Source organism: Aquabacterium sp., from assembly GCF_041915145.1.
In the GTDB taxonomy this organism is placed as follows: domain Bacteria; phylum Pseudomonadota; class Gammaproteobacteria; order Burkholderiales; family Burkholderiaceae_C; genus Aquabacterium.
In genome coordinates, this window is record NZ_JAYSBZ010000051.1 from 1 (window position 1) to 24,923 (window position 24,923).

The following is a 24,923-nucleotide window of genomic DNA, read 5'->3' on the forward strand; positions in this document are numbered from 1 at the left end:
TCTTGCGCTCGGTCTCGGTGGTCATGCCGCCGGTGGTGTCGATCTCGCCGCCGCAGCGCTTGGCGACCCAGTCGACGAAGTCGAGCACGTTGGTCCAGCGCGCGGCGGCGACCTTCTCGCTGTCTTCGCCGTCGTACAGGTGCTTCTCGTAGCCGATATCTTTCAGCCATTCGAGCAGCAGCGCCTTGGCGTCTTCGGCGCCGGTGGTGTGGCGGGCGCGGTATTCGAAGTCGGCGAAGTAGCGGCCGAACTCGTGCAGCCCGGCGATGGCGCGGCTGCTGAGCGACGAGCCGAGCGATTCGGCGAACAGCGCTTCGTACAGGCTCACCTTCCACTTGCTGGCGAACTCGCCGAGGCTGCCGAGCGTCTGGTGGCCGATGCCGCGCTTGGGCGTGGTGATGGCGCGCAAGAACGCGGGGTCGTCGTCGTTGTTGACCAGCAGGCGCAGCCAGGCGCAGAGGTCCTTGATCTCGGCGCGGTCGAAGAAGCTCTGCCCGCCCGAGACCTTGTAGGGGATGTTGGCGCGGCGCAGGGCTTGCTCGAAGATGCGCGCCTGGTGGTTGGCGCGGTAGAGGATGGCGAAGTCGCTCCAGTTGACGCTCACGGTGCCGCTGGTTGTGTTGCTGATTGCGGCGCCGGCGTCGGCCCCGCCGCGCAGGGCCTGGATGCGTGCCACGGCCCGCTCGGCTTCGTGCTCTTCGTTGTCGGCCTCGACCACGCGGATCGGCTCGCCCTCGCCGAGCTCGCTCCAGAGCGTCTTCTGATAGAGCTTGGGGTTGAGCTGGATGACGTTGTTGGCCGCGCGCAGGATGGCGCTGGTGGAGCGGTAGTTCTGCTCCAGCGGGATCACCTTGAGCGCCGGGAAGTCCTGCGGCAGGCGCTTGAGGTTGTCGAGCGTGGCGCCGCGCCAGCCGTAGATCGACTGGTCGTCGTCGCCCACGGCGGTGAAGCGCGCGGCGTCGCCGTCGTCACGTATGACCAGCAGCTTGAGCAGGTCGTACTGCTGGGCGTTGGTGTCTTGATATTCGTCGACCAGCACGTGGCGCAGCTGCTTTTGCCACTTGGCGCGCACCGCGTCGTGCTCGGCCAGCAGCTTGACGGGCAGGCTGATGAGGTCGTCGAAGTCCACCGCCTGGTAGGCGGCCAGGCGCTCTTCATACAAGCGCATCACGCGGGCCGCCACGCGCTCGTCGTCGTCCTGTGCCTGGGCTTCGGCCTGGGTGCTGGTCAGGCCCTGGTTCTTCCAGAGGCTGATTTGCCATTGCCAGCGGCGGGCCAGGTTGGCGTCGGTGGTGGCGCCGGCGTCGCGCAGGATGCTCAGCACGTCGTCGCTGTCGAGGATGGAGAACTGCGGCTTGAACCCGAGCGCCGCGCCGTCTTCGCGCAGCAGCTTCACGCCCAGCGCGTGGAAGGTGCAGATCACCAGCTTGTTGGCCGCTTTGGGGCCCACCAGGCTCTTGGCGCGCTCGCGCATTTCGGCGGCGGCCTTGTTGGTGAAGGTGATGGCGGCGATTTGCGACGGCGCCAGCTCGGCGCCGGGGCCGCGTTCGAGCAGCCGGGCGATCTTGTGCGTGATCACGCGGGTCTTGCCCGAGCCCGCGCCAGCGAGCACCAGGCAGGGGCCTTCGAGATGCTGCACGGCGGCCATCTGGGCCGGGTTGAGGGTGGACGGGGGCGCGGACATGGGGCGAACAACTTCACACGGAAACGACGAACGGCAGGCAGCATAGGGCAAGTCCGGGGCGGCGATGCCTGATTGATTTCGAGCAACGCGCCACAATCAGCCCCATGCTGGCGACCTCGGTCGCGCGAGGCACTCAGATGGTCGGGCACAGGGAGCCGACCATGCACCCACCAGACGCAACAACAACATGAGTCAGCTCGAACCCAGGCCGGTGGCCCTGGCCGCGCCCGGCATCCGGGCGGTCACGGCGCACGCCGGCGATCTGCGCAGCCGCATGCGGCAGTTGATGCTGCGCGCCCAGACCCCCGACAGCGCCACCGCCTGGGCCCGGCTCGCGGCGCATGCCGGGGCGCTCGAACAATCGTCCTACGCCGCTTACCTCGACGAGCGCATCGCCGCGCTGCTGCACGCCACGCGCGTGCCGAGCCGCCACCAGCTCGACGGCGTGCGCCGCGTGCTCGAGGCCGTGCTCGACGACGTGCTGCACGACCCGCGCCGGCGTGGTCAGGCGCCCGCCGACGCGGCCACCTTCAACGAGTGGTGGGACTGCGTGGTCGGCCTGATCCAGCTCGAGGGCCGGCGCGAGCAGGTGATGCATCGCGGGCTGCGCGAGGCGGGGCTGGACGCCGGCGCCGAGCTCGCGTCGTGGGTGCAGCGCCTGTCGGGCCTTGGCGCGCGGCCGGCGCTGCGGCGGGCGCAGCTGCTGGCCGAGCTGCTGGCGGCCAACGGGGTGCGCGTCGAGCGACCGGCCGACGAGGCCGATCTGGTGGCCTGCTACCAGACCGCGCTGCGGCGCCGTGGCCAGCAGGCGCGCGAGGCCGCCGCGCGGGCCGCGCTGAGCGGGCTGGGCGTGGGCGACTGGTTGCGCCTGCTGGCGCCGCAGCGCTGCTGCGCGTTGTCGAAGGTGTCGGCCGCGCCGCGCGACGGCGAGGTGGCGCTGGCCGATTACGCCGGTTGCTGGGCGGCGCTCGGTCGCATCAGCGCGGGCGATCTGCAGCTGCAGGGCTGCCGTCTGCGCGCCGTCGAAACGCCGGGGGGCGACAACCTCTTGCGCGTGAGCTTCCAGGCCAATGGGGTGCCGTTCGAGTTCGACTACGCGGACGAGGCTGGCGGGTTCGACGCGCATTTCGTCGAGCATCTCAACCGCGTGGCCCAGGCCGTGCGGCTGCCGGGCAGCTTCCTGGTCGATCGGGTCAACAGCGACACCGACGTCGAGGTCGTCTACCTGCCCTTGCAGGCCGCGGCGGCCTTGCAGCTCAGCGGCGCGCTCGGCGCCTGACGGCGTTCAGCCCAGCCGGGCCACGAACTCGCGCACGGCGGCGGCGAACTCGGCGGGCTGCTCCAGCGCGCTGAGGTGGGCACAGCCGTGCAGCATCACCAGTCGCGCGCCGGCGATGCCGCGCGCCACCGCCTCGACCATCGCGGGCGGCGTGCTTTCGTCTTGCGAGCTGGCAATGGCCAAGGTGGGGACTTTGATGTGGCCCAGGCGGTCGGTGGTGTGCGTGTCGCGCACGGCGGCCAGGCAGGCGCGGTAGCCGTCGGGGTCGCAGGCTTCGAGCAGGCGCTGGGTGCGCGCCACGGCGGCGGGTTGCGCCACCTGGAAGGCCGGGCTGAAAAAGCGTTGCAGCGAGCTGGCGCTCACAGCGCTCAGGCCCCCCGCCTCGACCGCGCTCAGGCGTTCGTCCATGGCCAGTCGGCCGGCCTCGGGGTATTGGCTCGACGTGTTGGCCAGCACCAGCGCGCGCACCTTGCCAGGGTGGCGCAGCGCGAGCTCCTGCCCGATCATGCCGCCCATCGAGATGCCGACCCAGACCACGGGCCCGTCGCACAGCTCGTCGATCAGGCGCGCGGCGTCTTCGGCCAGATCGGCCAACGTGAGCGCGCCGGTCGGGATCTCGCTGCGGCCGTGGCCGCGCGTGTCGGGGCAGATCACGCGGTGCTCGGCGGCCAGCTCGTTGGCCAGCGCGTCCCACATCGAGCCGTCCAGCCCCAGCGAGTGGCTCAGCACGATGGTGTGGCGCGCGGCACCGTTGCGGGCTTCGCGCACCGTGGCGTGCAGCTTGGGGCGGCTGCGCGTGAACACCGAGCGGCCCACGCCGGTGTGCGTGGACAGATCGGCGGTGCGCGGCGCCAGCTCGTGGCCCAGCTCGCGCAAGATGGTCGCGGCGCGGGCAAAGGCGGTGTTGGCGGCGGGCACGCCGGCGTAGATGGCGAACTGGATCAGCGCCTCGCGCACCTCGTCGGGCGTCAGGGCGCCGGCGCAGCCGGGGGTGAGCGCGCCGCGCAGGTGGCCGTCGAATTCTTCCCAGCGGCCCAGGGCACTGGTGATGGCCAGCACGATCAGGCGGCGCGATTTCCAGTCCAGCCCCGGGCGGCCCCACACGCCGTGCCAGGCGTAGCGGGTGATGAAGTTTTGAAAATCGGCGTTGAAGGCGTGCGACTGGCCGATGGCGCGGTCGACGAACGGGTCGCTCATGGCGGCGCGGCGGTTGCGCATGCCGCGCTCGAAGTCGTGGTCGAAGCCGAAGTCGGGGCCGGTGGGGGGAGGGGTCTGGCTCATGGTGGGGGCGGGGCGGTTTCAGCGAGTCTGCCGATTGTGCCCAAGGGGTCGCGCTGCGGGTCGTTTTGGAAATTGACGGGCAATGCGTGAACTTTTTCGCTAATTGCCGGCGGTGTTCGTGCCGATAGTGTGCGAACTGCCGGCCAGATCGCGCTCCGGGCCCTCACGGCGCCCGGCGATGCTCGCTGATCCACCCGGCCCACACGGTTGGTTGCTCGCGGCAACACGGGAGATCGGTATGACGCTCAATCGATGGACGATCGGCGCGCGCATCGCGGCACTAGCTGCGGCGTTGATGTTGATGATGGCCTTGCTGGTGACGTGGGCGGCGCACGCCATCGCCGCCGGCACCGGCCAGCTCGACGCCTTGGCGGACGACGCGCGCGTGGCGCAGTCGGCGGTGGACGTGGCGCGGGCCGCGCAGGTCACGTTCAAAATCCAGGTGCAAGAGTGGAAAGACCTGTTGCTGCGTGGCGCCGACGAGGCGGCCTACAACAAGTATCGCGATAGTTTTTTGAAAGAAGGCGACGCCACGCGCGCCAAACTGACCGAGTTGCGCGGGCTGTTCGGGCGGCTGGGCCTGAATGCGGACGAGGTGGATGCGGCGCTGGGCACGCATGCCGAGTTGCTGTCCAGATACCAGGCCGCGTTGGCGCATTACGACCGCGCGCATGCCGATCAGAGCGCGCATGTCGTCGATGGCTTGGTCAAGGGCATCGATCGGCCGCCGAAGCAGCAGATCGATGCCATCGTGGCCCATGTGCTGAAGGCGTCGCAGGCTCACCTCGACCGGGAACTGGCCACGGCGCGCGCGCGGCAGCAAACGGCCTTGGCCGTGTTCGGCGCGGTGTTCGTGCTGTCGCTGGGCCTGAGCGCTTTCGCGACGTGGCTGGTTTGGCGCAGCATCACCCGGCCGCTGCTGTCGGCGGTGAACGTGGCCGCGCAGGTGGCCGATGGTCATTTGTCGGCGCGCATCCGGGTCGAGGGCGCTGACGAGTCGGCCCAGATGATGGCGGCCTTGCAACGCATGAGCGAGAGCCTGCAGACCGTGGTGCGGCGCGTGCGCTCGGCGGCCAGCGAGGTGCAGCACGCCTCGGCCGAGATCGCGTCGGGCAACCTCGACTTGTCGAGCCGCACCGAGATGCAATCGTCCAATCTGCAGCAGACGGCCTCGACCATCGAGCAGCTGTCCAAGGGCGTGCAGCACAGCGCCGACAGCGCCACCCAGGCCAGCGAACTGGCGGTGCGGGCGTGCGACGTGGCCGAGCGCGGCGGCAATGTGGTCGGCAACGTGGTGCAGACCATGAACGACATCCACGACAGCTCGCGCAAGATCGCCGACATCATCGGTGTGATTGACGGCATCGCCTTCCAGACCAACATCCTCGCGCTCAATGCGGCGGTCGAGGCGGCGCGGGCCGGCGAGCAGGGGCGCGGCTTTGCCGTGGTGGCCTCCGAGGTGCGCGCGCTGGCGCAGCGCAGCGCGAACGCGGCCAAGGAAATCAAGTCGCTGATCGCCGCGAGCGTGGAATGCGTCGAGCGTGGCTCGCATCTGGTGAGCGACGCCGGCTCGACCATCGCCGAGGCGGTGCAGGCCGTGCAGCAGGTGCGCGACGTGATCGCCGAGATCACGTCAGCCACGCACGAGCAGTCGACCGGCGTGCAGCAGGTGAGTCAGGCCATCAGCGCCATCGACACCACCATGCAGCAAAACGCCGCGCTCGTCGAAGAGGCGGCCGCCGCGGCGCAGTCGCTCAACCTGCAGGCGCGCACGCTGGTCGAATCGGTCGAGTTCTTCGAAGTCTGAGCGACGCGTCGAACGTCGAGCGGCTCAAGCGGCTCGGCGGCGTGCCGCCACACCCACGCCCACCAGCGCGGCGCAGGCCACGCCCAGCAGCAGGGCCAGCGCGGCGCCGCCGAACACACCGGCGGGCTGGTGATGGTCGAGCAGCGCGCCGAACAGCGGGGCGGATACCGCGAAGCCCAGGTCGAGCCCTGAATACACCGTGCCGTAGACACGCCCGGTCGCGCCCGGCGGCGCGGCCTGCTTGATCAGCATGTCGCGCGACGGCCCGGCCAGCCCCGTGCCCAGGCCGGCCAGCGCAGTGAGCACCAGCGCGGCCGTGCCGGCGCCTGCCGCCGTGGCCGGCCACCACTGCTGGCCCACCGTCAGCAGCACCAGGGCGCTCGCCACCAGCGCGGTCGAGATGATGCGCTCCAGCCGCGTCACCCGCGCCACCAGAAAACCGCCCACCACCATGCCGGCCGCACCGGTCAGCATGTAGCCGCTGACCACCAGGCTGGCCACTTCGAGCGGCAAGGCGTAGAGCGTGTGCAGAGCCGGGGCCGCGAAGCTCTGGATGGCCGCGAGCGCACAGGTGCTGAAAAAGAAGAATGAGAAGCACAGCCACACCGAGGGCAGCTTCAAGAACGCCAGCGGGTGCTCACCGCGCGCGGCGGCGTGGTGGGCCGGGCCGTGCTCGCCCGGGGCGCGGTCGGCAATGGCTGCGCGCTGGCTGGTCAGTACCGCGATCACCAGCACGGCCCAGGCAGCCGCGCCAGCCAGCGCGATGCGCCACGAGCCGCTGGCGTGCGTCAGGCCGGTCAGGAAGAGCGGCGCGGCGGCCCAGCCCAGGTTGCCGCTGATGCCGTGCACCGAGAAGGCATGGCCGAGTCGCGGCGTGGACACGCGTTTGTTGAGGATGGTGAAGTCCACCGGATGGAACGACGCATTGCCCAACCCCGCCAGCGCGGAGGCCAGCGCCAGCCCGCCGTAGCCTTGCGCCGTGGCACCGGCCAGCGCGGCCAGCGCGAAGCAGCCCAGCGCGGCGAACAGCACCGGGCGCGCGCCGATGCGGTCCACCACGAAGCCGGCCAGCGCCTGCCCCACACCCGAGACGGCGAAGAACACCGACACCAGCAGCCCGAGCTGCGCGTAGCTGAAACCGAAGTCGCGAATCAGCCAGGGGAACAGCGGCGGCAGCAGCAGGTGAAAGAAGTGCGAGGTGCCGTGGGCCAGGCCGACCAGGCCGATGGTGTGGGCGTCGCGGCGCCAGGTGGCGTCGTGAGCGGGGCGGGGGGCGAGGCCGGGGGACGGGGGCGAGGCGGACATCCGGGCATCGTAGCCCGCCGCTGCCCGCCGCCGCACACTCGGTTGCATTCCCCTGGTCAGCCCGGGGCGGCATGGGGTAACGTGCGGGCCATGCAAGCGTTCGGTCTGACCAGAGCTGGGGCGGTGCGCGCGGGTGCGCCGGCACTGCGTGTTTCGTGGCGCGCGTGGGTCGCGCTGCTCGCCGTGGCGACCCTGCTCGGCGGTTGCGCCTCGGGCCCGGCGCCGTCGGGCTCCACGGCGACCGCGCCGGCTCGCTCGCGTCCCCTGCCGCCGGGCAGCGATGGGCCGCCCGACAACCCGCCGTCCGACTTGGCCCTGGTGCCCGACGCCGAGCCGCGCATCGAGCCCATCCGCCCCGGCGGCCCGAACAAGCCCTACACCGTGCTCGGCCGCAGCTACGAGCCGCAGACCGCCGACGCGCCGTGGCGCGAGCGCGGCTCGGCCTCGTGGTACGGCCGCAAGTTCCATGGCCGGCGCACGGCCAGCGGCGAGGTCTACAGCATGTACGGCATGACGGCCGCGCACCGCACGCTGCCCATCCCGAGCTACGCCCGGGTGCGCAACGTGGCCAACGGGCGCGAGGTGATCGTGCGCGTCAACGACCGCGGGCCCTTTCACTCTGACCGCATCATGGACCTCAGCTACACCGCCGCGCTCAAGCTTGGCGTGCTCGGCGGCGGCACGGCGCAGGTCGAGATCGAGCGGCTCACGTTCGCCGACATCCGCACCGGCGCGTGGCGCCGCGATGTGGTGCCGACGGTGGCCGAGGCGCCGGGCGCCGGGGTGGCGCCGGTGGCCGCCGTCGCGCCACCCACTGCGCCGGTGCTCGTGCAGCCGCAGGGCAAGGAGGCCGTGGCCGCGCTGGTGGCGCCGGCCACGCTGCCGCGCCCCTCGGGCTCCAGCGTCGCCTCGGCGCTGCCGCCCGATCTGCGCCCGACCGACGGGCCCGCCGCCAGCAACAGCGAGGTGTACGCGGTGCAGCCGAGCACGCGCGGCAAGGTCGCCGACTACGCGGCGTCCGGCTACGCAGGCGTTCGCCCCGGCGCGGTGGCGTCGGCCGAGGTCAGCAGCGCGGCCCTGCCGGCGGTTGGCCCGGCCAGCCCCGCGCCCGATCTGCCGCCCGAGCAGCGCGCCCGCGCCTACACGGCGGACGCGCAGGGCTTCTGGGTGCAGTTGGGCGCCTTCAGGCAACGCGAGGGCGCCGAGAACTTCCAGCGCCGCGTGGCCAGCGAATACGACGTGCTCAGTCCGCTGCTGGCCATCTTCAGCGAGGCCTCGATCTTTCGCCTGCAGGCCGGCCCCTACGCCTCCCGCGACGAAGCCCGCAGCGTGGCGCGCAAGGTGCGCGAGGTGCTCAGCCTCGTGCCGGTGATCGTCGAGCGGCGCTGAGCCGGTGGCGTCGCCGACCAGGCCGGTGGCAATTTGTTGACCTCGACTCAGGAGCCCGCATCGTGACCGCACCCTCCCCCTCCGGCAACTTGCGCTTGTTCGTCGACAGCCACTTCCACAGCCCCTACGCCCTCTCGGCTTACGTGGCCTTGCTTGAAAAAGGCTTGAACTTCGATCTCGCCACGGTCGATCTGGCCGCCGGCCAGCAACAGCAGGCGCCCTTTGCACAGCCCTCGCTGACCGCCCGGGTGCCGATGCTGATGCATGGCGATTTCGCGTTGACCGAGTCCAGCGCCATCGCCGAATACCTCGAAGACGTCTTCGCGCCGCCGCAACACGCCGCCTTGTTGCCGGCCGCCGCGCAAGACCGCGCCCGCGCCCGGCAGATCCAGGCCTGGCTGCGATCCGACCTGATGCCGATCCGCGAGGAGCGAGCGACCACCGTGGTGTTCGAGCGGGCGCCGGCGCCGCCGCTGAGTGCCGCCGCGCGGGCCGCCGCCGACAAGCTCTTTGCCGCCGCGCTGCACCTGCTGGGCGACGGCCGCGCGCAGTTGTTCGGCGCGTGGTGCGTGGCCGACACCGATCTGGCCCTGATGCTCAACCGCCTCGTGTTCGGCGGCGACGCGGTGCCCGAGGTGCTGGCGCGCTACGCCCGCGGCCAGTGGGCGCGGCCCTCGGTGCAGCGCTGGCTGGCGCTGGGGCAGGCGCGGAGCCAGGCGCCGCGCACCTGACCGCGCCGCGCCTCAGCCCGGTCTTTTTTGCAGCCGCTCGCTGCGCCAGTAGACGTCGTCGCCGCCCCGGCCGTCGAGGTTGGCGCGGTTGAGCACGCGGGCCAGCACGAAGAGCAGATCGCTCAGGCGGTTGAGGTAGTGGCGCTGCGCGCTGCCTGTCTGCTGGCTCGTCTGTTCGGCCAGGCCGAGCGCCACCACGCTGCGCTCGGCGCGGCGCGCCACCGTGCGCGCCACATGCGCCAGCACGGCGCCGCGCGTGCCGCCGGGCAGGATGAATTCGCGCAGCGGCGGCAGCGCGGCGTTGTGCGTCTCGATGGCCGTTTCGAGCCGGCTCACGGCCGACTCGGCGAGCAACGTGGCTTGCGGCATGGCGAGTTCGCCACCGAGGTTGAAGAGCTCGTGCTGCACGTCGATCAGCAACTCGCGCACGGCGTCGGGCAGCGGCTCGCACAGCAGCAGGCCGAGCTGCGAGTTGAGCTCGTCGACGTCGCCCAGGGCTTGCACGCGCGGCGCGCTCTTGGGCAGGCGGGTGCCATCGGCCAGGCCGGTGGTGCCATCGTCGCCACTGCGGGTGACGATGCGGGAGAGGCGGTTTTCCATGCGGCGATTGTGGCGCGTCAGACGGGCGCGGCGCGTTGCAGCACGGCCTCGATGCCGCGCGCCCAGGGCAGCGCGAGTTTCTCGTAGCCGCGCCAGGCGAGGTGCGTTTCGTTCATCCAGTCGCCGCTCTCGCCGGTGCTGCTGGGCGAGGCCGGCAGCAGCGGCACGGTGGTGGTGTCGAACACGTGCAGATTGGGGTAGCGGCGCTGGTCGCCGGCGCAGGCCAGCAGCAGGTCGGCCAGGCGGCCTTGCAGGTTGTGGCAGGTGGCCGTCCAGTCGGCCGGCGGGATGCCGTGGTCGTGCAGGGCCGGCGCCACCCAGGCCTTGGTGCCGCGCACGGCCGGGGCATGGCGCGGCGTCAGGTAGGCGTAGGTGTGCATGAAGATCGGCACGCCGTGGTTGATGCCGCTGTCGCGCAGCTTGATCAGGTCGTCGAGGTTGGCGCGGATGTAGGTGGCGAACGCGGCCCAGCCGTCTTCGCTGATGTAGCGGTCGGTGCCCAGGCCCGCGTCGCCCCACTCGGGTTGCGTGAGCAGCAGGCGCTGCCGGGGCGGGGTGCCGATGGGCGTGGTGCCGAGGGCGAGGATCAGGTCGTTGCCGCCGCCCGAGATGAGCAGGCCGTCCCAGCGCCGGGCTTGCCGGCCGGTCAGCAGCGCCATGAAGCAGGGGTCGCGCGCGCGGTCGTCCAGTCGGCTCGGCGAGTCACCCGGCGAGCCGCAGTGGACGACCGCGCAGGTGCTGCTGAATTCCATCTCGTAGAGCAGGTTCGACTGCTTGGCGAGGTTCAGCGCGCCGATCGAGAACCACGAGTCGCCCGCGGCCAGGAACTTGCGCGGGTAGAGACTGAAGTCGCGCGGCGCGCGGGTGTCGAGCACCTGCGCCGGGGTGATGACGACGAGCGGGGCCATGTTGCCTCCCGGGTTGAACGCTTCGAGCGCGGTCGATTATGAGGCGCGCCGACAGGCCCGCGCTCCAGATCAACGCACCAGCGCTCAACGACAATCGGGCGCCGTTCAAATCTCACGACATGACCTCGTCGCCCCCTTCCGCCGCCGCGCCTGCTCGCCACGCCCATCTCTCGACCGGGCCCTTGCTGGCGCTGGTGTTCAACGCCGGCGTGTGGGGCGTGTCGTGGTGGCCGTTGCGGCGCCTGCACGAGGCCGGGCTGCATCCGCTGTGGGCCACGGCCTCGTTCTTCATGCTCGGCGCGGCCTTGATGCTGTGGTGGCGTCCGCAGGTGGCGCGCGTGCTGCTCGGCTCGCCGGCGCTGTGGGTGCTGGCGGCGGCCTCGGGCGTGACCAACGCGGCGTTCAACTGGGCCGTTAGCACCGGCGCGGTGGTGCGCGTGGTGCTGCTGTTCTATCTGATGCCGCTGTGGGCGGTGCTGCTGGCGCGCGCCATGCTGGGCGAGCGCATCACGCCCAGCGGTCTGCTGCGCGTGTTGCTCGGGCTGGTGGGCGCGGCCCTGGTGCTGTGGCCCACCGGGGCGGCGGCGCAGTCCGCCTGGAGTCAGCTCGGCAGCCTGCCCGACGCGCTGGGCGTGCTGGGCGGCATCGGCTTTGCCTTCACCAATGTGTGGTTGCGGCGCGAGGCTGAGCAACTGCCGCAGGCGCGCGCCGCGGCGATGTTCATGGGCGGCTGGATGCTGCCCTGCGTGCTGGGGGGCGCGCTGGCGTTGCAAGGAGCCTTGCCCTGGCCGCCCGCACCGGCGCCCGGGTGGATGCTCGGGGCGCTGGGCATGGGGCTGGTGTTCGTGGCGGGCAACCTGGCCTTGCAATACGGGGCGTCGCATCTGCCGGTCAACACGGCCTCGGTGGTGATGCTCACCGAGGTGCTCTTCGCCGCCGCGTCGGCGGTGTGGTGGGGCGGCGAGGTGCTGCATTCGCGGCTGCTGCTGGGCGGCGCGCTCATCATGGGTTCGGCGGCGCTCGCGGCCTGGCAGAGCTGGGCCGGCAGCTGAAGCGCCCGGCGCGCGCTTAGCAGAAATCGCAGAGTCCCACCCGGCCCGCAGGCTTTCGCGACGGGTCTAGCATGCGGCGCTTGTCCGACTTTTCGACGCGCCCGTGGCGCCACCCAGCATGAGCCCTTCCAGCACCCCGAGCAGCGTCCACGACTTCGAGGCCGTGTCGATCACCGGCCAGCCGGTGCGCCTGGCCGACTACCGCGGCAAGGTGCTGCTGATCGTCAACACGGCCAGCCAATGCGGCTTCACGCCGCAGTTCGACGGCCTTGAAAAACTCTGGAAGGCCCATGCCGACCAGGGCCTGGTGGTGCTGGGCTTTCCGTGCAACCAGTTCGGCGGGCAAGACCCCGGCAGCGCGGACGAGATCGCGTCGTTCTGCTCGCTCAACTACGGCGTGAGCTTCCCGATGATGAGCAAGATCGAGGTCAACGGCGGCGGCGCGCACCCGCTCTACAAGTGGCTCACGGCCGAGGCGCCGGGCATCCTGGGCACCAAGGCCGTCAAGTGGAACTTCACCAAGTTTCTGGTGGGCAAGGACGGCCAGGTCATCAAGCGCTACGCCCCCACCGACAAGCCGGCCGACCTGCAGCGCGACATCGCCGCCGCGCTCGCTTGACCGCGCGAGCCCCGGGGCGGCGGGGCTAAATCAGCCGCGTGCAGTTGCGCCCGCCGGCCTTGGCCTGGTAGAGCGCCTGATCGGCCCGCTCGACGGCCTGCTCGATGGTCTCGCCGCCGCGAAATTCGGTGAGCCCTGCCGAGAAGGTGACGCGCAAGTCCGGCAGGTGGTCCACCACCACCAGCTCGCGCAGCCGGTCGCGCAGCCGCTGGATGCCGATCAGGCCCTGCTCGTGGCGGGTTTCGGGCAGCAGCATCAGAAACTCTTCGCCGCCCCAGCGGGCCAGCGCGTCGGTCTCGCGCAGCGTCTGGCGCGCCAGCCGGGCGAAGTTGCGCAGCACCTCGTCGCCCGCGCCGTGGCCGTGGTTGTCGTTGACGTGCTTGAAGTGGTCGAGGTCGATCACGCACAGGCTGAAGGTTTGCCCCGAGCGCTCCATCTGCTTGATGGCCTGCTGCAGCATCTCGTTCATGTGGCGGCGGTTGTACAGCCCGGTCAGCTCGTCGCGCGTGGCCATCTCCTGGATGCGGGCGAGCGCCTCGGTGAGCTCGTTCTTCTGCCGCTTGAGCTTGGAGCGCATGTCGCTGAGCTGCGCGCCCAGCATCGACACCACCGGCAGGATGGTCGCCATCAGCACGAAGTGCGCGAACTCGACCTTGGGTGGGTAGTGCGCGGGGTCGTGCCAAGCCATCCAACCCATCACCGAACCCAGCAGGGTCACGGTGTAGATGTTGGTGACGCGCCGGCCCAACCGGTTGAGGTTGAAGATGCCGAACACCAGCACCAGCGCCAGCAGCATCATCAGGGCGCCGCGAAACGGCGCGCAGGCGACGTACGACCAGGCGATCCAGACCTGCGCGCCCAGGATCTGCGGCAGCGTGAGAGCGGGGTCGGCAAAGCGCTCGTTGAAGCCGCTGCGCAAGCAGGTGTAGACCACGACGATCCAGCTCACCAGGCCGATCTGCAAGTGGTGCACCGGGCCGGGCTCGACCAGGCCGTTGTCGGCGCCGTAGCCGGTGATCAGCACGCACACCACGTAGACCAGCATCGAGATCAGCGAGCGGCTGATGCGGATGCGCTGCTTGCGGTCGGGGCTCAGCGCCAGGTCGCCCAGCGCGCCGAGCAGGCGCCGCGTCGGGCTGGGCCGCACCCAGGCCGCGCTGGCCTCGACGGGCGCGGCAGCCGGTGGCGGCAAAGGCCGTGACGGGGGGGCGGTGGCGGACATCGGATGGACGGCGTCGAAAGAGGCGATGTGACTCGATATCGACAACTTCGGCAGTCTGTTGTCACAACTTGAGGGGCCAGAGGTGAACGCGCCGAGCTTCGATAATCGGGCGCCCACCTCATCAGGACGCTCCCCATGTTTGAACACGTCGATGCCTACCCCGGCGACCCCATCCTCACGCTCAACGAGCAGTTCCAGGCCGACCCGCGCGCGGCCAAGGTCAACCTCGGTATCGGCATCTATTTCGACGACGCCGGCCGCCTGCCCGTGATGGCCGCCGTGCGCCAGGCCGAGGCGGCGCTGCTGCAGCAGCTCGGGCCCAAGCCCTATCAGCCCATGAGCGGCGCCGCCAACTACCGCCAGGCCGTGCAGCAGGTGTTGTTCGGCGCCGGGCACGAGGCCGTGACGAGCGGGCGCATCGCCACCATCCAGACGCTTGGCGGCTCGGGCGCACTCAAGATCGGGGCGGACTTCTTGAAGCGCTTCTTCGGCAACGCCTCGGTGTGGGTCAGCGACCCCACGTGGGACAACCACCGCGCGATGTTCGAGGGCGCGGGCATCCCGGTCCACACCTATCCGTACTACGACGCGGCCACCGGCGGCCTCAAGTTCGACGCCATGCTCGACACGCTGCAGTCACTGCCGCCCAAGAGCATCGTGCTGCTGCACGCCTGCTGCCACAACCCGACCGGCGTCGATCTCACGCAATCGCAGTGGAACCAGCTGATCCCGCTGATGCGCGAGCGCGGGCTGATCCCCTTCCTCGACATCGCCTACCAGGGCTTCGGCGACGGCCTTGTCGACGACACCTACGCGCTGCGCGCGCTGGCCGACGCGGGCATCGGCTTCTTCGTCGCCAACTCGTTCTCGAAGAACTTCTCGCTCTACGGCGAGCGCTGCGGCGGCCTGAGCGTGGTCTGCCCGACGCGGGCCGAGGCCGAGCTGGTGCTGGGCCAGCTGATGGCCTGCGTGCGTCGCAACTATTCGAGCCCGCCGATCCATGGCGGCCAGATCGTCGCGCGCGTGCTGCAAGACGCCGAGCTGCACAACCTGTGGGCCGACGAGCTGGGCGCGATGCGCGTGCGTATCCAGGCCATGCGCGGCAAGCTGCACGAGGTGCTCGCGGCCAAGCTGCCGGGGCGGGATCTGCGCTACTTCATCACGCAACGCGGCATGTTCAGCTACACCGGCCTGACGCCCGAGCAGGTCGAGCGCTTGCGCGCCGAACACGGCGTGTACGTGCTGCGCTCGGGGCGCATGTGCGTGGCGGGGCTCAACAGCGGCAACGTCGAGCAGGTGGCCCGCGCGTTCGCGGCGGTGCTCGGGGGCTGACCCCGGGGGCGTGAGCCGGGCGGCCTTGCGCCTAGCGGGAATCCTCGTCCGCCATCAGATCCACCGAGGCCTGATCGAGCAGCCGGAAGCGCGCCACCACCTCGGCCAGCGTGCGGGCCTGCTCTTGCAGGCTGGCGGCGGCGGCGGCCGACTGTTCGACGAGCGCGGCGTTCTGCTGCGTCATGCCATCGAGTTGCGTCACGGCCTGGCTGACCGTGCCGATGCCGCTGGCCTGCTCGGCGGCCGAGGTGCTGATCTCGCCGATCACGTCGGTGACGCGGCGCACGCTGTCGAGGATGTCGTTCATCACGCTGCCGGTTTCCTGCACCAGCTTCGAGCCGGTCTCGACCCGCTCGGTCGAACTGAGGATCAGACTCTTGATCTCGCGCGCCGCGTTGGCGCTGCGTTGCGCCAGGCTGCGCACTTCGCTGGCCACCACGGCGAAGCCGCGGCCTTGCTCGCCGGCGCGGGCGGCCTCGACGGCGGCGTTGAGCGCCAGGATGTTGGTCTGGAAGGCGATGCCGTCGATCACGCCGATGATGTCGGCGATCTTGCGCGAGCTGTGGTTGATGTCATCCATCGTGCTCACCACCTGGGCCACGACGTCGCTACCGCGCGAGGCGGCGCTGCGGGCCGAGTCGGCCAGCTGGTTGGCGGTGCGCGAGGCGTCGCTGTTCTCGTTCACGCGGCTGGTGAGCGAAACGATGGACGACGAGGTTTGCTGCAGGCGCGCGGCGGTCTGCTCGGTGCGCACGCTCAGGTCCTGGCTGCCGGCGGCGATCTCGGCGCTGGCGGTGGCCATGCTGTCGGCGCTGTGGCGCACGCGGCCCACGGTGTCGTTGAGGCTGTCGCACATGCGCTTGAGCGACAACATCAGCGAGCCGATTTCATCCTTCACCCGAAAGCGCACCTCCTGCTGGATGTTGCCCGACGCGATGGATTCGGCGAGGTGGACGGCGCGCTTGATCCGGTGCGTGATCGAGTAGGCCAGGCTGTTGATGATGAAGAACAGCAGCGCCGTCGCGGCGAGCATGATGGGCGCGAACTGCGCCAGCCGCGTCCAGAAGGTGGCGCGCAGGTCGTCGATGTACACCCCCGAGCCGATCACCCAGCCCCAGGGCTTGAAGGCCATCACGTAGGACTGCTTGGGTTGCGGGGTGTTGTGCCCCGGCTTGGGCCAGAGGTAATCCACAAAACCCTCGCCGCTCGCCTGCGTGACGCGGACGAACTCCTTGAACAGGTAGACCCCGTCGGCGTCCTTCATGTCCGACAGATCCTTGCCATCAAGCTCCGGCTTGATCGGGTGCATCACCATGCGCGGCTGCGTGTCTTGCAGCCAGAAGTATTCGTTGCCCGAGTAGCGCATCTCCTTGATGGCGGCGCGCGCCTGGGCTTGCGCCTGCTCGCGGCTCAGCGCGCCCGAGGCTTCCAGGCCCTGGGCCCAGACCAGCACCGAGTAGGCGGTCTGCACGGCCTGCCGCGTGGCGGTGAGGCGGTCGTCGCGGCTGTGCACGTAGGTCATCCACAGCAGGTAGCCGCACAGGGTCAGCACGACCAGCACCGTGCCGAGGGCGGTGGCGCGCAGCTTGGTCACCAGCGAGGTCTGCCGGATCCAGTTCTTCATGATGAGTTCGCTCCGATTGGGCGGCGCGGCGCGCGCGGGCAGCGCGGCGACGCATGTTCGCAATCGGCATCTTGAGCGGCTTGGCGCTGTTTCGGCGCGAAGAAAAGGCAGCGATTCGCGGCCCAATCTCGCGGCAGGCCCGCGCCTTGCCCCGCTATGGTCGATCAGGCCAGCGTGGCCTGCCGCACCGCGTGTTCCCAGCGGCCCATCAGCTCGGCGGCCCGTTCGCGCGACATCACCGGCACGAAGGTGCGTTCGGCGCGCCAGTGGCTTGCCAGCTCGGTCAGGTCGTTGTAGACGCCCGTGGCCAGGCCCGCGAGGTAAGCCGCGCCCAGCGCCGTGGTCTCGATCACCTGGGGCCGCACCACCGGAATGCCCAGCAGGTCGGCCTGGAACTGCATCAGCAGGTCGTTGACGCAGGCGCCGCCGTCCACGCGCAGCTCGCTCACGGCCGCCCCGCCGTTGGCCACCGCGTCGCGGCTCATGGCCTGCAGCAGCGCGGCGCTTTGAAAGGCGATCGATTCGAGCGCGGCCCGGGCGATGTGCGCCACCGTGCTGCCGCGCGAGAGGCCCACGATGGTGCCGGTGGCGTGCGGCTGCCAATACGGCGCGCCCAGTCCGGTGAAGGCCGGCACGAACATCACGCCGCCGGCGTCGGGCACGCTCTCGGCCAGCGCCTGCACCTCGCTGCTGGCGCGGATGGCGCGCAGGCCGTCGCGTAGCCACTGCACCACCGCGCCGCCGATGAACACGCTGCCTTCCAGCGCGTACTCGGGTTGCGCGTGCGGCTGAGCGGCGGCGGTGGTGATGAGGCCGTTGTGCGAGGTTTGAAACTGCGCACCGGTGTGCATCAGCATGAAGCAGCCGGTGCCGTAGGTGTTCTTCGCGAGGCCGGCCTTGAAGCACGCCTGGCCGAACAGCGCGGCCTGCTGGTCACCCGCGATGCCGCCGATCGGGATGCTCGCGCCCAGCACGTCGTGCGCCGTCGCCCCGAAGGCGTGGCTCGACGGGTGCACCTCGGGCAGCAGCTCGCGCGGAATGCCCAGCGCCGCGAGCAGCTCGTCGTCCCACTGGTTGGTGTGGATGTTGAAGAGCATCGTGCGCGCCGCGTTGCTCACGTCGGTGGTGTGCACGCGCCCGCCGGTGAGCTGCCAGACCAGCCAGCTGTCCACCGTGCCGAAGGCCAGCTCGCCCCGCTCGGCGGCGGCGCGCGCGCCCGGCACGTTGTCGAGCAGCCAGCGCAGCTTGGTGCCGCTGAAATAGGCGTCGATCACCAGCCCCGTCTTGGCGCGCACCGTGGCCTCCAGCCCTTGCGCGCGCAGCTCGGCGCAGAGCGGCTCGGTGCGGCGGTCTTGCCAGACGATGGCGTGCGCGATGGGTTGGCCGGTCGCGCGGTTCCAGACGACGGTGGTCTCGCGCTGGTTGGTGATGCCCAGCGCGGCGATGGCGGCCGGCGCCACGCCGCTGCGCTCGATGGCCTCGCGCGCCGCCTGCAACTGCGAGGCCCAGATCTCGTTGGCGTCGTGCTCGACCCAGCCCGGCTGCGGAAAGATCTGCCGGAACTCGTGCTGCGCCATGGCCACGATGCGGCCGGCGCGGTCGAACACGATGGCGCGCGAGCTGGACGTGCCCTGGTCGAGGGCGAGGATGTGGCTGGTGGGGGTGGTCATGGTGGCGCGTCCGGTTGAAGGGTGGGCGGCTCAGCTGGCCGACGGATTGATGGCCTCGATGTGTTCAGTGCTCGCGACCGTCAGGGCCACGTTCAACTGCTCCAGCAACTCGGGGAAGGGCGGCGGCGGCGGGGCGTCGGTCACCACGCGGTCGACCTGGTTGAGCCGACCGATCTCGATCATGGCGGGGCGGTGGAACTTGCTCACGTCCACCAGCAACCAGCTTTCGCGCGACTGCTCGATCACCGCGTGCAGCATCTTCTGGTCGCGGTAGTCCTGATCGCGCAGGCTGCCGTCGGCGTCCAGACCCACGGCCGAGATCAGACCGAAGTCGACCTTGAACTGCCGCATGAAGTCCACCGCGATCTCGCCTTCGATACCGCGGTCGCGCGCGCGCAGCAGCCCGCCGGCCAGGTGTACGCGGCAGTCGGGGTGTTCGGCCAGGATGTTGGCCACGTGCACGCTGTGCGTCACCACATGCAGCCGGCGGCGCACGCTCAGCTCGCGCGCTACCGCTTCGACGGTGGTGCCCACGCCCAGCATCAGCGAGCTGCCGTCCGGAATGGCCGCCACCACTGCCTGCGCGATGCGCGTCTTGCCCTCGGAGCGTGTGCTCTGGCGCTGGCGCCAGGCATCGGCCGACGAGGTCTTGGCCGGCACGCTCACGCCGCCGTGAAAGCGCGCCACCAGGCCCGCTTCGGCCAGGCGCTGCACATCGCGCCGCACGGTTTGCAGCGTCACGCCCAGGCGCTCGGCCAGACGTTCGACGGACACGGCGCCACGGACGCGCACTTCGTCCAGCAATTTGGTTTGTCGGGGGTTCGGGGTCATGACGGATCAAAAAAACGGGGACACGGGCGAGTTGGGGTGGGGCGCGCGGGCTTGTAGCAGCCGCGTTCGGCACCGGGCGTCAGCTTAAACGAATCAAAACGAATCGATTTGATGATATTTGCCTAATTGACGCGTCGAAATGTGTGATTGACAGGCGGCGAAAGCGAAAAACTGGCTAAAGTGGCGATTTTTGGCGCTCGTATTGTTTCGCTTTTCGGGGCGCCGCTGTTGTTTTCAGGAGCCTGCCGTGTCCGAGTCGTCCGCTGCGTCTGTTGAATCCGAGTTGCATTGCGACGTGCTCGTGGTGGGCGGCGGCATCAATGGCGCCGGTATTGCGCGCGATCTGGCGGGGCGCGGTTGGCGCGTGGTGCTGTGCGAAAAAGAGGATCTGGCCTCGCACACCTCGTCGGCGTCGACCAAACTCATCCACGGCGGCTTGCGCTATCTGGAGTATTACGAGTTCGGTTTGGTGCGCAAGGCGCTGATCGAGCGCGAAGTGCTGCTGGCCAGCGCGCCGCACATCATGCGGCCGCTGCGCTTCGTGATGCCGCACGACGCGGCCATGCGCCCGGCCTGGATGATCCGCCTCGGCCTGTTTCTATATGACCATCTGGCGCGCCGCCGGTGGTTGCCCGGCTCCAGCGGCGTCGATCTGCGTCGCCACCTCGCTGGCCAGGCCCTGCAATCACGTTTCACGCGCGGCTTTGAATATTCCGACGGCTGGGTCGACGACGCCCGGCTGGTGGCGTTGTGTGCTGTGGATGCGGCGGAGCGCGGTGCCACCATCCTCACCCGCACCCGCTGCGAGTCGGCCACCCGCACGGCCGAGGGTTGGCGGGCCGAGTTGGTGCGGCGCGATGGCTCGGCGTTGCGCGTGCAGGCCCGTGCTTTGGTCAATGCGGCGGGGCCGTGGGCCGAGTCCTTCCTGCGCCAGCAGGCGCGGCCGGTGGCGGGTGAAACCCTGGCGACCAAGCACCTGCGTCTGGTCAAGGGCAGTCACATCGTCGTGCCCAAGTGCTTCGAGGGCGACCACGCCTATATCTTCCAGAACGCCGACGGGCGCATCATCTTCGCCATCCCCTACGAAGAACGCTTCACGCTGATCGGCACCACCGACGTCGAGCTGCAGGGCCACCCGGGCAGCGCGGCCATCGAGGTCCCCGAGGTGGTCTACCTGTGCGAACAGGCCAGCCGCTACCTGCAGCACCCGGTGCGGCCGGACGACGTGGTCTGGACCTTCTCCGGCATTCGCCCCCTGCTCGACGACGCATCGGGCAACCCGGCGGCCGTCACGCGCGACTACGTGCTCGAGCAGCATGCCGAGGGTGGTGGTCCGCTGCTCACGGTCTGGGGCGGCAAGATCACCACCTTCCGCAAGCTGGCCGAGCAGGCTGCCGACGACGTGGGGCGCATGCTCGGCGAGCGCCGTCCGGCCTGGACGCTGCCGGCCAGCCTGCCGGGTGGCGATCTGCTCGACCAATTGACGGCGCGGGGAGGGGCGGTGCCGGTCGATTCGCATCCCGAACGTGTGCGGGCCGCTTACCTGGCGAGCGTCCTGCGGCGCCATCCGTGGCTGCCCGAGCCGCTGGCGCGCCGCTACGTCGGCGCCTATGGCTCGCGCATCGAGCGCGTGCTGGGCGGTGCAACCGACATCACCGATTTAGGGGCGCAAGTGGCGCCGTGGGTGTTCGAGGCCGAGCTGCGTTACCTGCGCGACGTCGAGTGGGCCACCAGCGCCGAAGACGTCCTCTGGCGACGCAGCAAGCTCGGCCTGCATCTGCAGCCCGCCGAGCGCGAGCAGGTGGCGGCCTGGTTTGCGCGGTCTGGCGAGCCGTCCTGAGACCTGCCTCAGGGTTGAAAGCGCGACAAATCGAGCGGCCTGGCGCCGCTTGGTCGGCTCCGACTTGCGCGGCCGTTCGACCGCCGCATACAATGGAAAGCTTTTCGGTTTGGCCGAGGGCCGCCTTTTCTCGTTCGATTTGTGGGTTTTCCGCAGTCGGGCGGGCACGTGAAGAGCGTGTGGCGGAGTGCTTTGCCAAGGTTTTTATCAACGGGAACAGGCCGGCAACGGTCGGAAAACACAGGTCATCATGCCTACCATCAACCAGCTCGTGCGCTTTGGTCGTCAGGTCGAAGTCACGAAATCCAAATCGCCTGCGATGCAGAACTGCCCGCAGCGTCGCGGTGTTTGCACCCGCGTGTACACCACCACTCCGAAGAAGCCGAACTCGGCGCTTCGTAAGGTCGCCAAGGTGCGCCTGACCAACGGTTTCGAGGTCATCTCGTACATCGGCGGTGAAGGCCACAACCTGCAAGAGCACAGTGTGGTGCTCGTGCGCGGCGGCCGGGTCAAGGACTTGCCGGGTGTGCGTTACCACATCGTGCGCGGTTCGCTCGACCTGCAAGGCGTCAAGGACCGTAAGCAATCTCGCTCGAAGTACGGCGCGAAGCGCCCGAAGAAGGCCTGATTGGTCACAAGAGGCCGTGTGGGCGCCCCGGTTGGGGGTTCATCGGCGCGTCACGCTCGGGCGGCAAGCTCCGGGTTGTGGCATTGAACGGTTTCCGGGTTGTCCGGGAGCTGAGTAAGTGGAGGCTCTTGATGAGCGTCCGCGGCCAGGCTGGCGTCGCGTGCCACCTAGCCAACTGAAGCATTGAAAGGAAGAGAAATGCCTCGTCGTCGCGAAGTACCGAAACGTGAAATCCTGCCCGATCCGAAGTTTGGTTCGGTTGACCTGTCCAAGTTCATGAACGTCGTCATGGAATCGGGCAAGAAGGCTGTGGCCGAGCGCATCATTTACGGTGCCCTCGAGCAAGTCGAGCAAAAGACCGGCAAGGATCCCCTCGAGGTCTTCACCGTTGCGCTGAACAACGTGAAGCCGATGGTCGAAGTGAAGTCCCGTCGCGTGGGCGGTGCGAACTACCAAGTTCCCGTTGAAGTTCGCCCCGTGCGCCGTATGGCGCTGGCCATGCGCTGGCTCAAGGAATCGGCCCGCAAGCGTAGCGAGAAGTCCATGGCCCAGCGCCTGGCCAACGAGCTGCTGGAGGCCTCGGAAGGTCGTGGCGGCGCGATGAAGAAGCGCGATGAAGTCCACCGCATGGCTGAAGCCAACAAAGCCTTCTCGCACTTCCGCTTCTAAACCTACACCGACAGCAAGCTGTCTACGGGCGTCCGGGTGTGCTCTGCACATCCGGCGCCTGGTCAAATCTGGAGTGACCTCATGGCACGCAAGACCCCGATCGAGCGCTACCGCAACATCGGTATCTCGGCGCACATCGACGCTGGCAAGACCACGACGACCGAACGCATCCTGTACTACACCGGCGTGAACCACAAGATCGGTGAAGTGCACGAAGGCGCTGCCACCATGGACTGGATGGAGCAGGAACAAGAGCGCGGCATCACCATCACGTCGGCTGCCACCACCTGCTTCTGGAAGGGCATGGACCTGTCCTACCCCGAGCACCGCTTCAACATCATCGACACCCCGGGCCACGTTGACTTCACCATCGAAGTCGAGCGCTCGATGCGCGTGCTCGACGGCGCCTGCATGGTGTATTGCGCCGTGGGCGGCGTGCAGCCCCAGTCTGAAACCGTGTGGCGTCAGGCTAACAAGTACAAGGTGCCCCGTCTGGCGTTCGTCAACAAGATGGACCGTACCGGTGCCAACTTCTTCAAGGTCTATGACCAGATGAAGCTGCGCCTGAAGGCGAACCCGGTGCCCGTGGTGATCCCCATCGGCGCCGAAGAAAACTTCGTGGGCGTGGTCGATCTGCTCAAGATGAAGGCCATCATCTGGGACGAAGCCTCGCAAGGCATGAAGTTCGACTACCAAGACATCCCCGCCAACCTGGTGGAAGATGCCAAGAAGTGGCGCGAAAACATGATCGAAGCGGCGGCCGAGGCTACCGAAGATCTGATGAACAAGTACCTCGAAGAGGGCGACCTCTCCGAAGACGACATCAAGCTGGCCCTGCGCACTCGCACCATCAACTGCGAGATCCAGCCCATGCTGTGCGGCACCGCGTTCAAGAACAAGGGCGTGCAACGCATGCTGGACGCCGTGATCGACTACCTGCCCTCGCCGGTGGACATTCCCCCGGTGGCTGGCACGGACGACAACGAGCAGCCCACCTCCCGCAAGGCTGATGATTCCGAGAAGTTCTCGTCGCTGGCCTTCAAGCTGATGACCGACCCGTACGTCGGTCAGCTGACTTTCGTGCGCGTCTATTCGGGCGTGCTGAAGTCGGGCGATTCCGTCTTCAACCCGATCAAGGGCAAGAAGGAACGTATCGGCCGTATTCTGCAGATGCACGCCAACCAGCGTGAAGAAATCTCCGAAATTCTGGCCGGCGACATCGCCGCTTGCGTGGGCCTGAAGGAAGTGACCACGGGTGAGACACTGTGCGATCCGGACGCCATCGTCACGCTGGAAAAGATGGTCTTCCCGGAGCCCGTGATCTCGCAGGCCGTGGAACCCAAGACCAAGGCTGACCAGGAAAAGATGGGTATCGCCCTGGGCCGTCTGGCCAAGGAAGATCCGTCCTTCCGTCTGCGCACCGACGAAGAATCGGGCCAGACCATCATCTCCGGCATGGGTGAGCTCCACCTGGAAATCATCGTCGACCGCATGAAGCGCGAATTCGGCGTGGAAGCCAACGTGGGCAAGCCTCAAGTGGCTTACCGCGAAACCATCCGCAAGACCGTTACCGAAGTCGAAGGCAAGTTCGTTCGCCAGTCGGGCGGTAAGGGCCAGTACGGTCACGTCGTGCTGACCGTCGAGCCGATGGAGCCGGGTGGCAAGGGCTTCGAGTTCGTCGACGAAATCAAGGGTGGTGTGGTTCCTCGCGAATACATTCCTGCCGTTGAAAAGGGCATCATCGACACGCTGCCGAACGGCGTGCTGGCCGGCTACCCCGTCGTGGACGTGCGTGTGCGCCTGACCTTCGGTTCGTACCACGATGTGGACTCGAACGAAAACGCGTTCAAGATGGCTGCGTCGATGGGCTTCAAGGATGCCTGCCGCAAGGCCAGCCCCGTGATTCTCGAGCCGATGATGGCCGTCGAAGTCGAAACGCCGGAAGACTACGCCGGTACCGTGATGGGCGACCTGTCGTCGCGTCGCGGCATGGTGCAGGGCATGGACGACATGGTCGGCGGCGGCAAGGTCATCAAGGCCGAAGTCCCGCTGTCGGAAATGTTCGGCTACTCGACCTCGCTGCGCTCGGCCACGCAAGGCCGCGCCACGTACACGATGGAGTTCAAGCAATACGCTGAAGCTCCCAAGAACGTGGCCGACGCCATCATCACGGCACGCGCCAAGTAATTTTCAAGCCGGTCTTCGGTGAGCTGCCCTGCGCTGCCCGTGGCGCGGGAGCAAGCAGGCTCACGGAGACCTTAAACCCCCGCACGGGCAACTGTTCTTTGATTCAGGAGATTCAAAATGGCAAAAGGTAAGTTTGAGCGGACCAAGCCGCACGTGAACGTGGGCACGATCGGTCACGTTGACCACGGCAAGACCACGCTGACCGCAGCGATCACCACGGTGCTGTCGAACAAGTTCGGCGGCGAAGCCAAGGCCTACGATCAAA

21 protein-coding genes are annotated in these 24,923 nt (G+C 68.9%); 12 read left to right on the plus strand and 9 right to left on the minus strand.

Annotated elements, in window-relative coordinates:
• Positions 1-1,684, minus strand: a 1,684-nt coding sequence (locus ACE3SS_RS10425) for a UvrD-helicase domain-containing protein (protein WP_374593625.1), incomplete at its 3' end; no start/stop codon positions are given.
• A gap of 187 nt (positions 1,685-1,871) precedes the next feature.
• Here ACE3SS_RS10425 and ACE3SS_RS10430 point away from each other — a divergent pair.
• Positions 1,872-2,963, plus strand: a complete 1,092-nt coding sequence (locus tag ACE3SS_RS10430; RefSeq protein WP_374593627.1) for a hypothetical protein — start codon at positions 1,872-1,874, stop codon at positions 2,961-2,963.
• Positions 2,964-2,969: 6 nt separating this feature from the next.
• On the opposite strand, the gene ACE3SS_RS10435 is transcribed toward ACE3SS_RS10430, so the two are convergent.
• Positions 2,970-4,244, minus strand: coding sequence for an alpha/beta fold hydrolase (locus ACE3SS_RS10435; protein ID WP_374593629.1), 1,275 nt, complete (start codon positions 4,242-4,244; stop codon positions 2,970-2,972).
• Positions 4,245-4,482: 238 nt separating this feature from the next.
• Here ACE3SS_RS10435 and ACE3SS_RS10440 point away from each other — a divergent pair, with 238 nt between their 5' ends.
• Positions 4,483-6,051: a methyl-accepting chemotaxis protein gene (locus tag ACE3SS_RS10440; RefSeq protein WP_374593631.1), complete on the plus strand. Its 1,569-nt coding sequence runs from the start codon at positions 4,483-4,485 to the stop codon at positions 6,049-6,051.
• 24 nt (positions 6,052-6,075) lie between these two features.
• Here the strand turns inward: ACE3SS_RS10440 and ACE3SS_RS10445 are convergent, their stop codons facing one another.
• Complete coding sequence (locus tag ACE3SS_RS10445) at positions 6,076-7,356, minus strand: MFS transporter (RefSeq protein WP_374593633.1); 1,281 nt, start codon at positions 7,354-7,356, stop codon at positions 6,076-6,078.
• Positions 7,357-7,446: 90 nt separating this feature from the next.
• On the opposite strand from ACE3SS_RS10445, the gene ACE3SS_RS10450 reads away from it, so the two are divergent.
• Positions 7,447-8,745: a septal ring lytic transglycosylase RlpA family protein gene (locus tag ACE3SS_RS10450; RefSeq protein ID WP_374593635.1), complete on the plus strand. Its 1,299-nt coding sequence runs from the start codon at positions 7,447-7,449 to the stop codon at positions 8,743-8,745.
• Between the two features lie 62 nt (positions 8,746-8,807).
• On the plus strand, positions 8,808-9,476 hold the full coding sequence (gene yfcF / locus ACE3SS_RS10455; RefSeq protein ID WP_374593637.1) for a glutathione transferase: 669 nt from the start codon (positions 8,808-8,810) through the stop codon (positions 9,474-9,476).
• A gap of 12 nt (positions 9,477-9,488) precedes the next feature.
• On the opposite strand, the gene ACE3SS_RS10460 is transcribed toward yfcF, so the two are convergent.
• A complete protein-coding gene (locus ACE3SS_RS10460) occupies positions 9,489-10,076 on the minus strand; it encodes a cob(I)yrinic acid a,c-diamide adenosyltransferase (RefSeq protein WP_374593639.1) in 588 nt (195 codons plus the stop codon).
• A gap of 17 nt (positions 10,077-10,093) precedes the next feature.
• On the minus strand, positions 10,094-10,984 hold the full coding sequence (locus ACE3SS_RS10465; protein ID WP_374593641.1) for a hypothetical protein: 891 nt from the start codon (positions 10,982-10,984) through the stop codon (positions 10,094-10,096).
• 119 nt (positions 10,985-11,103) lie between these two features.
• Here ACE3SS_RS10465 and ACE3SS_RS10470 point away from each other — a divergent pair, with 119 nt between their 5' ends.
• Both ACE3SS_RS10470 and ACE3SS_RS10475 read left to right on the plus strand, forming a co-directional pair.
• A complete protein-coding gene (locus tag ACE3SS_RS10470) occupies positions 11,104-12,036 on the plus strand; it encodes a DMT family transporter (protein ID WP_374593643.1) in 933 nt (310 codons plus the stop codon).
• Between the two features lie 118 nt (positions 12,037-12,154).
• Positions 12,155-12,655 (plus strand): glutathione peroxidase, encoded by a 501-nt coding sequence (locus tag ACE3SS_RS10475; protein ID WP_374593645.1) that lies wholly within the window; start codon positions 12,155-12,157, stop codon positions 12,653-12,655.
• A gap of 25 nt (positions 12,656-12,680) precedes the next feature.
• On the opposite strand, the gene ACE3SS_RS10480 is transcribed toward ACE3SS_RS10475, so the two are convergent.
• Positions 12,681-13,877 carry a GGDEF domain-containing protein gene (locus tag ACE3SS_RS10480; RefSeq protein ID WP_374593647.1) on the minus strand — a complete coding sequence of 399 codons (1,197 nt, stop codon included), beginning with the start codon at positions 13,875-13,877 and terminating at the stop codon, positions 12,681-12,683.
• A gap of 135 nt (positions 13,878-14,012) precedes the next feature.
• Here ACE3SS_RS10480 and ACE3SS_RS10485 point away from each other — a divergent pair, with 135 nt between their 5' ends.
• Positions 14,013-15,209, plus strand: a complete 1,197-nt coding sequence (locus ACE3SS_RS10485) for an aromatic amino acid transaminase (protein WP_374593649.1) — start codon at positions 14,013-14,015, stop codon at positions 15,207-15,209.
• A gap of 31 nt (positions 15,210-15,240) precedes the next feature.
• Here ACE3SS_RS10485 and ACE3SS_RS10490 read toward each other — a convergent pair whose 3' ends face one another.
• The 3 genes from ACE3SS_RS10490 to ACE3SS_RS10500 form a co-directional block, all read right to left on the minus strand.
• The gene (locus ACE3SS_RS10490) at positions 15,241-16,833 is read right to left on the minus strand and encodes a methyl-accepting chemotaxis protein (RefSeq protein WP_374593651.1); all 1,593 of its coding nucleotides are present in this window, start codon (positions 16,831-16,833) and stop codon (positions 15,241-15,243) included.
• Between the two features lie 164 nt (positions 16,834-16,997).
• Positions 16,998-18,503, minus strand: a complete 1,506-nt coding sequence (glpK, locus tag ACE3SS_RS10495; RefSeq protein ID WP_374593653.1) for a glycerol kinase GlpK — start codon at positions 18,501-18,503, stop codon at positions 16,998-17,000.
• 30 nt (positions 18,504-18,533) lie between these two features.
• On the minus strand, positions 18,534-19,334 hold the full coding sequence (locus tag ACE3SS_RS10500; RefSeq protein WP_374593655.1) for a DeoR/GlpR family DNA-binding transcription regulator: 801 nt from the start codon (positions 19,332-19,334) through the stop codon (positions 18,534-18,536).
• A 247-nt stretch (positions 19,335-19,581) separates the two neighbouring features.
• On the opposite strand from ACE3SS_RS10500, the gene glpD reads away from it, so the two are divergent.
• From glpD to ACE3SS_RS10525, 5 genes are all read left to right on the plus strand, one after another.
• On the plus strand, positions 19,582-21,174 hold the full coding sequence (gene glpD, locus ACE3SS_RS10505; protein ID WP_374593657.1) for a glycerol-3-phosphate dehydrogenase: 1,593 nt from the start codon (positions 19,582-19,584) through the stop codon (positions 21,172-21,174).
• 250 nt (positions 21,175-21,424) lie between these two features.
• Positions 21,425-21,802, plus strand: a complete 378-nt coding sequence (gene rpsL / locus ACE3SS_RS10510) for a 30S ribosomal protein S12 (RefSeq protein ID WP_374593663.1) — start codon at positions 21,425-21,427, stop codon at positions 21,800-21,802.
• 198 nt (positions 21,803-22,000) lie between these two features.
• A complete protein-coding gene (gene rpsG, locus ACE3SS_RS10515; RefSeq protein WP_374593659.1) occupies positions 22,001-22,471 on the plus strand; it encodes a 30S ribosomal protein S7 in 471 nt (156 codons plus the stop codon).
• Between the two features lie 81 nt (positions 22,472-22,552).
• The gene (gene fusA, locus ACE3SS_RS10520) at positions 22,553-24,658 is read left to right on the plus strand and encodes an elongation factor G (RefSeq protein WP_374593661.1); all 2,106 of its coding nucleotides are present in this window, start codon (positions 22,553-22,555) and stop codon (positions 24,656-24,658) included.
• 117 nt (positions 24,659-24,775) lie between these two features.
• Positions 24,776-24,923: GTP-binding protein (locus tag ACE3SS_RS10525; RefSeq protein WP_374593484.1), on the plus strand; the 148-nt coding region annotated here is incomplete at its 3' end.